10 protein-coding genes are annotated in these 14,937 nt (G+C 67.5%); all 10 read left to right on the top strand.

From position 1 onward, the window contains the following. On the top strand, positions 1–543 hold a 543-nt coding region (locus HA630_RS15150; RefSeq protein WP_166834901.1), incomplete at its 5' end, for an aldehyde dehydrogenase family protein. Between the two features lie 58 nt (positions 544–601). Then, positions 602–2,284 (top strand): GMC family oxidoreductase, encoded by a 1,683-nt coding sequence (locus tag HA630_RS15145; RefSeq protein WP_166834903.1) that lies wholly within the window; start codon positions 602–604, stop codon positions 2,282–2,284. Positions 2,285–2,341: 57 nt separating this feature from the next. Then, the gene (locus tag HA630_RS15140; protein WP_371809261.1) at positions 2,342–5,905 is read left to right on the top strand and encodes an ATP-binding protein; all 3,564 of its coding nucleotides are present in this window, start codon (positions 2,342–2,344) and stop codon (positions 5,903–5,905) included. Then, entirely contained in the window at positions 5,880–6,890 is a 1,011-nt protein-coding gene (locus tag HA630_RS15135) for a response regulator transcription factor (RefSeq protein ID WP_208300099.1), read from the top strand. The genes HA630_RS15140 and HA630_RS15135 overlap by 26 nt, the downstream gene beginning before the upstream one ends. Before the next feature lie 142 nt (positions 6,891–7,032). After that, positions 7,033–8,304, top strand: coding sequence for an urea ABC transporter substrate-binding protein (gene urtA, locus HA630_RS15130; RefSeq protein WP_166835743.1), 1,272 nt, complete (start codon positions 7,033–7,035; stop codon positions 8,302–8,304). Positions 8,305–8,401: 97 nt separating this feature from the next. Beyond that, entirely contained in the window at positions 8,402–10,015 is a 1,614-nt protein-coding gene (gene urtB / locus HA630_RS15125) for an urea ABC transporter permease subunit UrtB (protein ID WP_166835742.1), read from the top strand. A gap of 15 nt (positions 10,016–10,030) precedes the next feature. After that, positions 10,031–11,173, top strand: a complete 1,143-nt coding sequence (gene urtC, locus HA630_RS15120) for an urea ABC transporter permease subunit UrtC (protein WP_166835741.1) — start codon at positions 10,031–10,033, stop codon at positions 11,171–11,173. Further along, positions 11,170–12,045: an urea ABC transporter ATP-binding protein UrtD gene (urtD, locus tag HA630_RS15115; protein ID WP_166835702.1), complete on the top strand. Its 876-nt coding sequence runs from the start codon at positions 11,170–11,172 to the stop codon at positions 12,043–12,045. The genes urtC and urtD overlap by 4 nt, the downstream gene beginning before the upstream one ends. A gap of 11 nt (positions 12,046–12,056) precedes the next feature. Beyond that, entirely contained in the window at positions 12,057–12,761 is a 705-nt protein-coding gene (gene urtE, locus HA630_RS15110; protein WP_166835699.1) for an urea ABC transporter ATP-binding subunit UrtE, read from the top strand. A gap of 205 nt (positions 12,762–12,966) precedes the next feature. Next, a complete protein-coding gene (locus HA630_RS15105; protein ID WP_208300072.1) occupies positions 12,967–14,928 on the top strand; it encodes an ATP-binding protein in 1,962 nt (653 codons plus the stop codon). Positions 14,929–14,937 lie beyond the last annotated feature (9 nt).

Below are 14,937 nucleotides of genomic sequence, written 5' to 3'. Positions count from 1 at the left end.
CCCATCGTCACCCCCGCCGCCCACGCCCGCATCAGCGGCTACATCGCCGCCGGGCAGGCCGAAGGCGCGCAGCTGCTGGTGGACGGCCGCCAGTTCGACGCGGCGCAGACCGGCGAAGGCTGCGCGGGCGGCTTCTGGATGGGCGGCACGCTGTTCGACCACGTGACGCCCGAGATGAAGATCTACAAGGAAGAGATCTTCGGCCCGGTGCTGGCCTGTGTGCGCGTGCCCGACTTCGCCACCGCGGTGCAGCTCATCAACGATCACGAATTTGGCAACGGCACCGCCTGCTTCACCCGCGACGGCCACGTGGCGCGCGAGTTTGCGCGGCGCATCCAGGTGGGCATGGTCGGCATCAACGTGCCGATTCCGGTGCCCATGGCCTGGCACGGCTTTGGCGGCTGGAAGAAGAGCCTGTTTGGCGACATGCACGCCTACGGCGAAGAAGGCGTGCGCTTTTACACCAAGCAAAAAAGCGTGATGCAGCGCTGGCCCGAAAGCATTGGCAAGGGCGCCGAGTTCGTGATGCCGACGTCGAAATAAGCGACGCGCCACCGCCCACCCGACCGCCCCACCCGGGCGGCCCGCCGAGGAGACCCTCTTGGACCACACCTACGACTTCATCGTGGTGGGCGCTGGCACGGCCGGCTGCCTGCTGGCCAACCGCCTGAGCGCCGACCCGGCGCACCGCGTGCTGCTGCTGGAAGCCGGCCCGCCGGACGACTACCACTGGATCCACATTCCGGTGGGCTACCTGTACTGCATCGGCAACCCGCGCACCGACTGGCTGTTCCAGACCGAGCCCGACCCCGGCCTGAACGGGCGCCGGTTGCGCTACCCGCGCGGCAAGACGCTGGGCGGCTGCAGCAGCATCAACGGCATGATTTACATGCGCGGCCAGGCCCGCGACTACGACCAGTGGGCGCGCCTGACCGGCGACGACGCCTGGACCTGGGGCAACAGCCTGCCCGACTTCATGGCGCACGAGGACCATTACCGCCTGGACCCGAGCCAGGACGGCCAGAGCGACCCCGCCTTTGCCGCCCGCCACGGCAACGGCCACGTGGGCAGCACCGGCGAATGGCGGGTGGAAAAACAGCGCCTGCGCTGGGACGTGCTGGACGCCTTCGCCCAGGCGGCGCAGCAGGCCGGCATTCCCGCCAGCCCCGACTTCAACGGCGGCTGCAACGAGGGCGTGGGCTACTTCGAGGTGAACCAGAAAAGCGGCTGGCGCTGGAACGCGGCCAAAGCCTTTTTGCGCCCGGTGCGCCACCGCCCCAACCTGACGGTGTGGACCGGCGCCCAGGTGAAACGCCTGACGCTGGGCACCGGCAGCGACGGCCACCTGCGCTGCACCGGCGCCGAGGTGCTGAAGGACGGCCACCTGCACACCGTGCGCGCCGCGCGCGAGGTGGTGCTGAGCGCCGGCGCCATCGGCTCGCCACAGATTTTGCAGCTGTCGGGCATAGGCCCGGCCGGGCTGCTGCAGCGCCACGGCATTGCGGTGCAGGCCGACCTGCCCGGCGTGGGCGGCAACCTGCAGGACCACCTGCAGATCCGCGCGGTGTTCAAGGTGCAGGGGGTGAAAACGCTCAACACCCTGGCCAACAGCTGGTGGGGCAAGGCCAAGATTGGGCTGGAATACGCGCTCAAGCGCAGCGGGCCCATGAGCATGGCGCCCAGCCAGTTGGGCGCCTTCACCCGCAGTTCGCCCGACCAGCCCCACCCCAACCTGGAATACCACGTGCAGCCGCTGAGCCTGGACGCCTTTGGCGAGCCGCTGCACCCCTTCCCCGCCTTCACCGCCAGCGTCTGCAACCTCAACCCCAGCAGCCGCGGCACGGTGCAGATCCAAAGCGCGGACTTTGCCCAGGCGCCCGCCATCGCGCCCAACTACCTGTCCACCGACGAGGACCGCCGCATCGCCGCCGACAGCCTGCGGCTGACCCGGCGCATCGTGGCACAGCCGGCGCTGGCCCGCTACCGGCCCGAGGAATTCAAGCCCGGGCGGCAATACCAAAGCGACGAAGAGCTGGCGAAGCTGGCCGGCGACATCGCCACCACCATCTTCCACCCGGTGGGCACCACCGCCATGGGCCGCGACGGCGACCCGGCGGCCGTGCTCGACAGCCACCTGCGGGTGCGCGACGGGCGCGGCGGCCGCATCCGGGGCCTGCGCGTGGTGGACGCCGGCGCCATGCCCACCATCACCAGCGGCAACACCAACAGCCCCACGCTGATGATGGCGGAAAAGGCGGCACGGTGGGTGCTGGCGGGGCAGTGAGGCGGGCCTGAAGGCGGCGGCGTTGCGGTTTGGCATGAAAGCTGCACCGCACCTGAGGTGAACACCCCGGCCGCTGCCCCTCCCGCCACGCAACGCATCGTCAAAGTTCGGCGGGACTACAACAGCTGGGTGGCCAGCGAAACGCTGGAAGACTACGCCCTGCGTTACACCCCGCAGCGGTTCCGGCGCTGGTCCGAATGGCGGGTGGCCAACACCGCGTTCGGCGTGGCGTCCTTCCTCATTCTGGAGGCGGTGGGCGCGACGCTGCTGGTGCAGTACGGCTGGGTGAACGCGCTGTGGGCCATCCTGGCGGCCGGGGGGGTGATTTTTCTGGCAGGTTGCCCCATCAGCGTCTATGCCGCGCGCTATGGGGTGGACATGGACCTGCTGACCCGGGGCGCGGGGTTTGGCTACATCGGCTCCACCCTCACCTCGCTCATCTACGCGTCGTTCACCTTCATCTTCTTTGCGCTGGAGGCGGCGGTGATGGCCTATGCGCTGGAGCTGGCCATGGGCATTCCGCCCGCGTGGGGCTACTTTGTCTGCGCGGTGGTGGTGATTCCGCTGGTCACCCACGGGGTGTCGGTCATCAGCCGCTTCCAGGTGTGGACCCAGCCGCTGTGGCTGGTGATGATGGTGGTGCCTTATGTGGCGGTGATGTGGCTCGATCCGGGTGCGTTGTCGCGGGTGGTGCACTATGCCGGTGAATCCGGGGTGGGCGGCGCCTTCGATTGGCACTTGTTTGGTGCGGCCTTGACGGTGGGGCTGGCGCTGATCACCCAGATGGGCGAGCAGGCCGACTACCTGCGCTTCATGCCGCCCGAGCAAGCGGGACAGCGCGGGCGCTGGTGGCTGGGGGTGCTGGCGGGCGGGCCAGGCTGGGTGGTGCCGGGGGTGCTGAAGATGATCGGCGGCGCGCTGCTGGCCCACCTGGCCCTGCAGCACATGGTGCCGGCCGAGCGCGCGGTGGACCCAAACCAGATGTACCTCGCGGCTTACGAGTACCTGCTGCCCTACGGCTGGGCGGTGGCGGCCACCGCGCTGTTCGTGGTGGTGTCGCAGCTCAAGATCAACGTCACCAACGCCTACGCCGGTTCGCTGGCCTGGAGCAACTTTTTTTCGCGCCTCACGCACCACCACCCTGGGCGCGTGGTGTGGGTGGTGTTCAACACCGCCATCGCCTTCATGCTGATGGAGATGAACGTGTTCCAGGCGCTCGGCGACGTGCTGGGCCTGTACGCCAACGTCGCCATGGCGTGGATCATGGCGGTGGTGGCGGACCTCGTCATCAACAAGCCCATGGGCTGGTCGCCCCAGGGCATCGAATTCAAGCGCGCCCACCTGTACGACGTGAACCCGGTGGGCGTGGGCTCGATGGTGGCCGCGTCGGCGTTGGGCATCGTGGCCCACCTGGGCTTGTTGGGGCCGGGCTGGCAGGCGTTTTCGGCCATGGTGGCGATGGCGACGGCGTTTGTGGTTTCGCCCCTGCTGGCCTGGTGGACGCGAGGGCGCTATTACCTGGCCCGCAGCCCTGCCGTGGACGATGTGCCGACCGGTGACACACCCGACGCGGGGCGCCGTTGGACGCTGCAGCCGGTTGGTGCGGACCGCGGGCCCCTGCGGCTGCAACGTTGCGTGGTCTGCGAGTCCGAATACGAGGCGCCCGACATGGCGCACTGCCCGGCGTACCAGGGCTTCATCTGTTCGCTGTGCTGCACGCTGGACGCGCGCTGTGGCGACGCCTGCAAGCCCCACGCGCGCCTGTCGGCCCAATGGACGGCGGTGCTGCGCCGGCTCACGCCGCGGCGCTGGTGGCCGCAACTGGACGCCGGTCTGGCGCACTACCTGTTGCTGATGCTGGTGATGGCGCCGGTGCTGGCCGCAGTGCTGGGGCTGCTGTACCGCCAGGGATTGCAGAGCGCCCTGGCCGACGGTGCGGGCCTGGTCACCGCCTGGGGCGGCGACACGCCGGCCACCTTGCAGGCCTTGCTGCGCACCGGCTACCTGAAGGTGTATGCGGTGCTGCTGATGGTGTCGGCGGTGGTGGCCTGGTGGCTGGTGCTGGCGCACCGCAGCCGCGAGGTGGCGCAGGAAGAGTCGAACCGGCAAACCCGGCTGCTGATGCAGGAGATCGAATCGCACCAGCGGACCGACGAGCAGTTGCAGCGCGCCAAGCTCGTGGCCGACAAGGCCCGCGCGGCGGCCGACCAGGCCAACCAGGCCAAGACGCGCTACGTCAGCAACATCAGCCACGAACTGCGCACGCCGCTCAACAGCATCCTGGGGTACGCCCAACTGCTGCAGGAAGACGCGCAAATGCCCGCCCACCGGGCGCACGCCATCCGCGTCATCCTGCGTGGCGGGGAGCACCTGCTGTCACTCATCGAAGGCACGCTGGACCTGGCCCGCATCGAGGCGGGCAAGCTCGCACTGGATGTGAAACCGCTGGACCTGAAGGCCTTGCTGGAGGAGGTGGCCGGCATGTTCGAGCTGCAGGCCCAGGCCAAGGGCCTGCGCTTCGTGTTCCAGGCCCCAGCGCTGTGGCCCCAGGCGGTGCGGGCCGACGACAAGCGGCTGCGGCAGATCCTCATCAACCTGCTGGGCAACGCGGTGAAGTTCACCAGCCAGGGCGAGGTGCGCCTGAACGTGAGCTACGGGCGCGAGATGGCCGTGTTCGAGGTGGCCGACACCGGCCCGGGCATGACCGCGCAGGAGCTGGACAAGGTGTTTGAGCCGTTCGCGCGCGGTGCGGCCAGCGGTGCGGGCGGCATGGGCAGCGCCACCGGCGCCGGGTTGGGCCTGACGATCGCGCGCATGCTGACCAACCTGATGGGCGGCGAAATGACCGCCCACAGCCAGCCGGGGCAGGGCACCACCTTCCGGCTGCGCCTGTTCCTGCCCGAGGTACACGGAGAAGCGGGGGGGGCCACACCGGCCAGCGCCGTGGCGGTGAGTGGTTACGGCGGCCGGCGCCGCACCGTGCTGGTGGTGGACAACGAGGAGGCCGACCGCCACCTGCTGCTGAGCTGGCTGGAGCCGTTGGGTTTTGATGTGGTCCTGGCCACCCACGGCGAGGACGCGCTGCAGTGCCTGCGCGCCGGTGTGCGGCCCGACGCCCTCTTCATGGACCTGGCCATGCCCGGCATGGACGGCTGGGAAACGCTGGTGCGCATCCGGGCGCTGGCCCGCGCCGAAGGCTGGCCCGCCCTGCCGGCCTGGGCGGTGGTGTCGGCCAACGCGTTCGACAAGGGCCTGGGCAACCCGGTGGGCCTGCCGGCGGAAGACTTTTTCGTCAAACCGGTGCGCCGGGCGGAACTGCTGCGCTGGCTGGGGCAGCGGCTGCAACTGGACTGGCTGGCGGTGGCGCCCGACGCGGCGCCGGCCACCCGCGCGGCGGCGCCCGCGCCCCTGTGCCTGCCCCGCTGGGCGCCCACCGACCTGGCGGCGCTGTTGGAGTTGGCGCGGCTGGGCTACTACCGGGGCTTCATCCGCCGGTTGGACGCGCTCACCCCCGGGCCCGAAGCCGACCCCCTGCGCGCCCTGGCCCGCGGCTTCCGCTTCGATGCGATTGAACACCTGCTGCAAGAGGCGCTGGATGCGACCGAACCCCCTGGAGACTGACACCGCGCCGGTCGTGCTGATCGTCGACGACGTGCCCGACAACCTGGCCGTGCTGCACGACACGCTGGACGAAACCGGGCACACCGTGCTGGTGGCACTCAACGGCGAATCGGCCCTGTTGCGCGCCCGCCAGGCCCAGCCCGACGTGGTCCTGCTGGACGCCTTGATGCCGGGCATGGACGGCTTCGAGGTGGCGCGGCGGCTGAAGGCCGACCCGGCCACCGCGCACATCCCCATCATCTTCATGACCGGCCTGACCGAAACCGAACACCTGGTCCACGCCCTGGCCGCCGGCGGGGTGGACTACGTGACCAAGCCGGTGAAACCGCAGGAGGTGATTGCGCGCATGGGCGTGCATTTGCGCACCGCCCGGCAGGCCCAGCGCGGCGCGGTGGAGCAGCAGCAGGCCCGCAATGCGCTGGATGCCTTCGGCTACGCCACCATCACCGTGCGCGAACGCGACGGGCGGCTGATGTGGCAGACCCCGCTGGCGCGCGACCTGCTGCGCCGCTACTGCGGCACCGAAGCGCCGGAGACGCCACCAGAGGTGCTGCAATGGCTGCGCCGCCACCTGCCCGACCTGCAAGCCACCGACCGCCCGCCCACCGAACCCCCGCGCCTGACGCTGGACCACGGCCCGCGCCGCCTGACCTTTCGCCTGCACCTGGTGGTGGGCGACCCGACCGACGCCAGCCCCAACGGCGAGGGCGGCGACTGGCTGATTGTGATGCAGGAAACGTCCGACGCCAGCGTGCTGGAGGCACTGGTGCAGGCCTTTGGCCTGACCGCACGCGAGGCCGAGGTGCTGTACTGGGTGGCCAAAGGCAAGATCAACCGCGACATCGGCGACATCCTGGGCGCCAGCCCTGCCACGGTGAAAAAGCACCTGGAACGCATCCACGCCAAGCTGGGGGTAGAGACGCGCACCGCCGCAGCGGCCATGGCCATCAACCGGGTACCGGCGTTGCAGCCCAGGGGCGGTTGAGGCCGAGCCGGCGGCATACGCCACCTGGCGTACAGACGGCGCTCGGGGTAATCCCTAGCATGGAGTTGTCCGTCGAATCGGGCGACCCGCCGGGTCTGCCCACCCAGACGGCCCCACCCTTCATCACTTGCGGAGCCCTCACATGCAACGTCGTTTCACCCTCAAGGCCCTGTCTGCCGCTGCAGCCGTTTCCACCCTGGGTCTGGCTTCCTGGTCGGCCCACGCGGCCGACACCATCAAGGTTGGCATCCTGCACTCGCTGTCCGGCACCATGGCCATTTCCGAAACCGTGCTCAAGGACGTGGCCCTGATGGCCATCGACGAGATCAATGCCAAGGGCGGTGTGCTCGGCAAGAAGATCGAGCCCGTGGTGGTGGACCCGGCCTCCAACTGGCCGCTGTTCGCCGAAAAGGCCAAGCAACTGATCGACCAGGACAAGGTCGCCGCCGTGTTCGGCTGCTGGACCTCGGTGAGCCGCAAGTCGGTGCTGCCGGTGTTCGAGGAAAAGAACTCGCTGCTGTTTTACCCGGTGCAGTACGAGGGTGAAGAGCTGAGCAAGAACGTGTTCTACACCGGTGCCGCGCCCAACCAGCAGGCCATTCCCGCTGTGGAGTACCTGATGAGCAAGGACGGCGGCTCGGCCAAGCGCTTCGTGCTGCTGGGCACCGACTACGTGTACCCGCGCACCACCAACAAGATCCTGCGCGCCTTCCTCAAGAGCAAGGGCGTGGCCGATGCCGACATCATGGAGGAATACACCCCCTTCGGCCACAGCGACTACCAGTCCATCATCGCCAAGATCAAGAAGTTCTCGGCCGAGGGCAAGAAGACCGCCGTGGTCTCGACCATCAACGGCGACTCCAATGTGCCGTTCTACAAGGAGCTGGGCAACCAAGGCCTGAAGGCAACCGACGTGCCGGTGGTGGCCTTCAGCGTGGGTGAAGAAGAACTGCGCGGCGTCGACACCAAGCCGCTGGTGGGCCACCTGGCTGCGTGGAACTACTTCATGAGCATCAAGAGCCCGGCCAACACCGCGTTCGTGAAAAAGTGGAGCGACTACGCCAAGGCCAAGAACATCCCCGGCCACAAGGACAAGCCGCTGACCAACGACCCGATGGAGGCCACCTACATCGGCATCCACATGTGGAAGCAGGCGGTGGAAAAGGCCAAGTCCACCGACACCGATAAGGTGATTGCGGCCATGGCTGGCCAGACCTTCCAGGCCCCGGGCGGCTTCGTGTCCACCATGGACAAGGAAAACCACCACCTGCACAAGCCGGTGTTCATCGGCGAGATCAAGGCCGATGGCCAGTTCAACGTGGTGTGGAAGACCAAGGGCCCGGTGGTGGCCGACCCGTGGAGCGACTACATCGCCGAGAACAAGGGCAAGAAGAACGTGCCCGAGAAGAAGTGATGGACTGAGGCAGCCCCGTGCGGTGACACACCGCACAGGCGCCTGCCCGCCACCCTTCCCGGTGGCGGGCCCCCCCGAATTCCCTGAAAGACGGACCATGCGTCTCCACCCCCATCCCCACCCCTGGCACCGAAGCTGGCACAAGGCCCTGTTGGCCCTGTGCCTGTCGGCGTCTGCGCTGGCGCACGCCCTAGAGCCGGCCGATGCCCTGGCACTGGCCGACGGCGACGGCGACACCCGTGTGGCCACCCTGCAAAAACTCGCCGCTTCCGACGATGCCCGCGCCCAGGCGCTGGTGCGCGCCCTGGCCGGCGAAGCTGTGCAGTTGCAGGGCGAGCGGGTACTGATCGTGGAGGGCGAGCAAGCCACCGACGCGGTCACCGGCGAAGCCGTGATCCTGACCGATGAGGCGGCCGAAGTGACCATCAACAACCGCTTGCGGGGGGCGCTGGAAACCGCTCTCGCCGGCATGGACCTGTTGGCGGGTGACCCGGCACGGCAGGCGGCGGCGGCGCGGCGCCTGCGTGCCAGCAGTTTCGACGACCCCGATCCGGCCGGACTGCCGTTGATCGAAAAAGCCCTGGCCGGCGACCTGGACCCGAAAGCACGCCAGGACCTGGAGCTGGCGCAGGCCGCCCTGTTGCTGTCCAGCGACGACGAGACCCAGCGCCTGCAGGCGGCCGCCAAATTGGGGGAGGCGCGTTCGCCCATCGTGCGCCCCCTGTTGCTGCAGCGCCTGGAGGCCGAACCCAGCGAGGCGGTGAAAACCGCGCTGAAGGCCTCGCTGGCGACGCTGGACCGCTCGCTGATGGTCAGCAACACGCTGGCCCAGATGTTCACCGGCATCAGCCTGGGTTCCATCCTGCTGCTGGCGGCACTCGGCCTGGCCATCACCTACGGCCTCATGGGCGTCATCAACATGGCGCACGGCGAGCTGATCATGATCGGCGCCTACGCCACCTGGCTGGTGCAGACCTTTTTTCGCCAGGCCCTGCCCGAGTGGTTCGACTGGTATCTGCTGGCGGCCCTGCCGGTGGCTTTCCTCACCTCGGCCCTGGTGGGCGCGGTGATGGAACGCAGCGTGATCCGCTTTTTATACGGACGCCCGCTGGAAACCTTGCTGGCCACCTGGGGCCTGAGCCTGGTGCTGATGCAGGGCGTGCGCAGCCTGTTCGGTGCGCAAAACGTGGGCGTGGAAAACCCGAGCTGGATGAGCGGCAGTATGACCCTGTTGGGCAACCTGACCCTGCCATGGAACCGAATCCTGATCGTGGGTTTTGCGCTGCTTGTGCTGGGCGGCGTGGCCTTGCTGATCGCCCGCACCCGGCTGGGGTTGTTCGTGCGCGGCGTCACGCAGAACCGCCCCATCGCCAGTTGCATGGGCGTGAACACCGCCCGCATCGACACCTACGCCTTCGCGCTGGGCTCGGGCATTGCCGGGCTGGCGGGCAGCGCGCTGAGCCAGATCGGCAACGTGGGGCCGGACCTGGGACAGAGCTACATCGTCGACTCCTTCATGGTGGTGGTGCTGGGTGGCGTGGGCCAGTTGGCGGGCACGGTGTACGCCGCGCTGGGCCTGGGCGTGCTGAACAAGTTCCTGGAGGGCTGGACCGGTGCGGTGCTGGCCAAGATCGCGGTGCTGGTGTTCATCATCGTCTTCATCCAGAAGCGACCCCAGGGGATATTTGCCCTCAAGGGCCGCCAGGCCTGAGCGGGAGGACCAATCATGAACACAACGACTGTGACAACCTCAGGTGCCTCCGCCGACCTGCTGCCGGCCAAAGGCCCACTGTTGACGCGCAGCGGCTGGGGCACGATTCTGGTGGCCCTGCTGGTGGTGTGCGCGGTGGCGCCGCTGCTCAACCTGGTGGTGCCGGCGGGCAGCGTCTTCCACCTGAGCGACTACATGCTCGGCTTGCTGGGCAAGATCATGTGCTACGCCATCTGCGCGCTGGCCATGGACCTGATCTGGGGCTACACCGGCATCCTTTCGCTCGGCCACGGCCTGTTCTTTGCCCTGGGAGGCTACGTGATGGGCATGTACCTGATGCGCCAGATCGGCCGCGACGGCAACTACCAGAGCGACCTGCCCGACTTCATGGTGTTCCTGGACTGGAAGGAATTGCCCTGGCACTGGGCACTGAGCGACAGCTTTGTGGCCACGCTGCTGCTGGTCGTGCTGGTGCCGGGCTTGGTGGCCTTCGTGTTTGGCTACTTCGCCTTCCGCTCGCGCATCAAGGGGGTGTACTTCTCCATCATCACCCAGGCGCTGACGTTCGCGGCGTTGCTGCTGTTCTTTCGCAACGAAACCGGCATGGGCGGCAACAACGGCTTCACCGATTTCAAGCGCATCCTGGGGCTGCCCATTGCCACGCAGGAAATGCGCATGACGCTGTTCATCATCACCGGCCTGACCCTGCTGGGCTTTTACCTGTTCGCGCGTTGGCTGGTGGGCAGCAAGTTCGGCCGGGTGCTGCAGGCGGTGCGCGATGCCGAAAGCCGCGTCATGTTCTGCGGCTACAACCCACTGCCTTACAAGCTCACCATTTGGACGATTTCGGCCGTGATGTGCGGCATCGCCGGTGCGCTGTACGTGCCCCAGGTCGGCATCATCAACCCCAGCGAAATGAGCACGGCCGCCAGCATCGAGATGGCGGTGTGGGCGGCGGTGGGCGGGCGCGCCACGCTGGTGGGACCCATCATCGGCGCCTTCCTGGTCAACGGCGCCAAAAGCTGGCTGACCGTGACCTTCCCCGAGGTCTGGTTGTATTTTCTGGGGGCGCTGTTCATTGCCGTGACCCTGTTCATGCCGCACGGGGTGGTGGGGCTGGTGCGCAAGCTGCGCACACGCAAAGGAGACTCGGCATGACGCCCGACCTGTTGGAAGCCGGCGCCCAGCGCTACGAAAAGATCGCCGCCGCGCACCAGGTGGGGGTCACCGAGTCCGGTGGACGCAGCGCCGCATTTGCCCGCCCGCTGGTGCGCGGCGAGGTGGACACCACCCACGGCCGCATCCTCTACCTGGAGGACGTGAACGTCAGCTTCGACGGCTTCAAGGCCATCAACGGCCTGAGCCTGGACATCGCCCCTGGCGAGCTGCGTTGCATCATCGGCCCCAACGGCGCCGGCAAGACGACGATGATGGACATCATCACCGGCAAAACGCGGCCCGACAGCGGCACCGTGTACTTCGGCTCCACCATCGACCTGCTGCGTTACAACGAGCCCGAAATCGCCGCCCTGGGCATCGGCCGCAAGTTCCAGAAGCCGACGGTGTTCGAGGAACTGAGCGTGTTCGAAAACCTGGAGCTGGCGTTGGCCACGCACAAGGGCGTCTGGCCCAGCTTGCGTTTTGCGCTCAACGGCGAACAGAAGGACCGCCTGGCCGAGGTGCTGCAGACCATCCACCTGAAAGACGCGGTGACCCGCCGCGCCGGTGACCTGAGCCACGGCCAGAAGCAGTGGCTGGAAATCGGCATGCTGCTGATGCAAGACCCCAAGCTGCTGCTGCTGGACGAACCCGTGGCCGGCATGACCGACGAGGAAACGGCCCGCACCGCCGAGCTGTTTTTGAGCCTGAAGGGCAAGCACAGCCTGATGGTGGTGGAGCACGACATGGGCTTCATCCGCACCATCAGCGAAAAAGTGACCGTGCTGTGCGACGGTTCGGTGCTGGCCGAAGGCACGCTGGACCAGGTGCAAGCCGACGAGCGGGTGATCGAGGTCTACCTCGGCCGGTAAGGAATGACGACATGCTGAAGATCGACCAACTGCACCAGTACTACGGTGGCTCGCACATCCTGCGTGGGGTGAGCTTGGAGGCCAAGGCCGGCGAAATCACCGTGGTGCTGGGACGCAACGGTGTGGGCAAGACCACGCTGCTCAAAAGCCTGATGGGGCTGGTGTCCGTGCGCTCGGGCAGCGTCACCTTTCAGGGCGAGAACATCACCAAAGCCACGCCCTACGAACGGGCGCGGGCCGGCATCGGCTATGTGCCGCAAGGGCGCGAGATTTTTGCCCGCCTGACGGTGCACGAAAACCTGCTGATGGGCCTGGCCACCCAACCCGCCCGCACCCCGATACCGCCGCAATTGTTCGAGCTGTTCCCGGTGCTGCAGCAGATGCTGGGCCGGCGCGGCGGCGACCTGTCGGGCGGGCAGCAGCAGCAACTGGCGATTGCCCGGGCGCTGGCGCCCAAGCCCAAGTTGCTGGTGCTGGACGAGCCGACCGAAGGCATCCAGCCCAACATCATCAAGGACATTGGCCGGGTGCTGAAAAAGCTGGCGAAAGAAGGGCTGAACGGCGAGCCGATGGCGATTGTGTTGGTGGAGCAGTACTACGACTTTGCCGAGGAACTGGCGGACCGCTACCTGGTGATGGAGCGCGGCGAGGTCATCGCCAGTGGGCCCGGTGCGGAAATGCCGGAAAAAGGCATCCGCCAGTTGGTGGCGATTTAAGCGCCGGCGCAGCCACGAGCGCAAACGGCTCTGGCGGGGACCCGCACCGCGACAGACCCCACACCCCCCGCCCCACCTGGCCAGCTCGGCCGGCATCGCAAAAAATTTGCTTAATTGCCATTATTTTGTTATAAATGTTTATTCGTTTGGCCATATAAATGCCAAATAATAATCATTTATTCACTTTTGGCACGAGGTCGATCGAATGCAACGGCTCAGAGAGCTGGGCTTGACGCCACCCCTGCTGTTGTTCATCGCAGCACTGCTGGCCACGCCCTGGGTGCTGTACGAGGTGGCGTTCTCACACGCCGAAAGTGAGGCCCGGCGCAACGCCCAGCAGTTCAGCCGCATCATGGCGACGGCCCGCTCCTACTACGCCACCAACGTGGCGGGTCGGGTGCTGGCCCACCACGGCGGCCCGGTGCGCCTGACGGAAAACTACCGCAACACCCCCGGCGGCATCCCCATTCCGGCGACCCTGTCCATCGAGCTGGGCGACCTGCTGCAACAAAACGCCCTGAACGACGGCTTCAGCACCGCCTTCCTGTCGGACCAGCCGTTTGCGTTCCGCCAGCGCCCGCCGCTGGACGACTTCCAGCGCGAGGCCCTGCAAGCGCTGCGCGCCGACACGACGCAACGCGAGTTCTGGCGGGTGGAACCGAACCCCCACGGCGGCAGCCGCGTGCGCCTGGCCATTCCCGTGCCCATGGAGGCCACCTGTGTGCAGTGCCACAACGGCCACCCCGACTCCCCCGTGCGCCACTGGAAAGTCGGCGACGTGCGCGGCATCCAGGACATCAGCGTCGGCGTGTCGCTCACCAAGCAAACCGGCGATTCCTGGCCCCTGGTCGCCTACCTGGTGTTTTTCGTGGGCTCGGCCGCGGCCGCGCTGCGCGAACACCACAAGGCCAACGCCCGGCTGCTGCAGGTCAACGAAGACATGCTGCTGTCGCGCAGCTACCTCGAAGACAGCGAGCACCAGCTCAAGCTCAAGGTCAACGAACTCAGCACCCTGACCACGGTCCTGCAGAAAGCCCCTTTTGGCATCACGATTGCCGACCCCCGGCAACCCGACATGCCGCTGATCTACGTCAACGAGGCCTTCCAGGCACAAACCGGCTACAGCGCCGACGAAGTGCTGGGGCGCAATTGCCGCTTTCTGCAAGGCCCCGACACGCACCCCGACAGCGTCGAGCAAATCCGCCAGGCGATCCGCCGGCAGGAGACCGCCGAAATCGAAATCCTGAACTACCACAAGTCGGGGGCCCCCTACTGGGTGCGGTTTCTGGTGTTCCCCAGCTACGACAGCGACGGCCGCTTGCTGCACTACATCGGCTGCCAGACCGATGTCACCGACCTCAGAAAGGCCGCCGAGGAGCGCGGCCTCATGGAAGCAGAGTTGCAGGAATCGCTCAAACTGGAGTCGCTGGGCCTGACCATCGCCGGCATCGCCCACGACCTGAACACCCCCATTGGGGTGGCGGTCACGGCCGCGTCGCTGGTGGACCAGCAGACCCGCAAGCTGCAGCAACTGCTGGACGTGGCCCCGCTGGACTGCGGCGCGGTGGCCAAGCTGACCGACTCCCTGGGCAAGTCGGCCCAGCTGATCGGCAACAACCTGCACAAGGCGGCCACCCTGGTGCGCAGCTTCAAGCAGACCACCGCCGATGCCTCGCGCAACGAATGGCGGGTGCTGCCGCTCAAGCCCTTCCTGGAAAGCCTGTTGCTGGCCGTCTCGCCGCTGGTGAAACGGGCCCAGTGCGTGGTGGACCTGCAATGCCCCGAAGGCCTGGCGCTGTACACCGAACCCGGCTCGCTGATGCAGGTGGTCACCAACCTGGTGGTCAACGCCACCCTGCACGCTTTCGAGGGCCGCGACCAGCGGCTGATCCGCCTGACCGTGAGCGCCGACGACAGTTGGGTCCACCTCGAGGTCAGCGACAACGGCAACGGCATGAGCGAAGACGCGCTGGCCAAGGTGTTCACCCCGTTTTTCACCACCCGCCGTCAGAGCGGGGGCTCGGGCCTGGGACTGTTTTCGTCGCGGCGCGCGGTGGAGGCGGTGTTGGGCGGGCGCATCGCCGTCGCCAGCGGCGCCGGCCAGGGCACCGCCTTCCGCATCCAGCTGCCGCGCACCCTGGCGGCCCCCGCCCGGCCCACCGCCTAACCCCCATCC

The sequence above is a fragment of the Aquabacterium sp. A08 genome, from assembly GCF_011742065.1.
This window is presented reverse-complemented; position numbering and strand designations above follow the sequence as displayed.

Coding starts and splice junctions, on each gene's coding strand:
- HA630_RS15135 (WP_208300099.1), top strand. CDS start 5,880: ATGCGACCGAACCCCCTGGAGACTGACACCGCGCCGGTCGTGCTGATC.
- urtA (WP_166835743.1), top strand. CDS start 7,033: ATGCAACGTCGTTTCACCCTCAAGGCCCTGTCTGCCGCTGCAGCCGTT.
- urtB (WP_166835742.1), top strand. CDS start 8,402: ATGCGTCTCCACCCCCATCCCCACCCCTGGCACCGAAGCTGGCACAAG.
- urtC (WP_166835741.1), top strand. CDS start 10,031: ATGAACACAACGACTGTGACAACCTCAGGTGCCTCCGCCGACCTGCTG.
- urtD (WP_166835702.1), top strand. CDS start 11,170: ATGACGCCCGACCTGTTGGAAGCCGGCGCCCAGCGCTACGAAAAGATC.
- urtE (WP_166835699.1), top strand. CDS start 12,057: ATGCTGAAGATCGACCAACTGCACCAGTACTACGGTGGCTCGCACATC.
- HA630_RS15105 (WP_208300072.1), top strand. CDS start 12,967: ATGCAACGGCTCAGAGAGCTGGGCTTGACGCCACCCCTGCTGTTGTTC.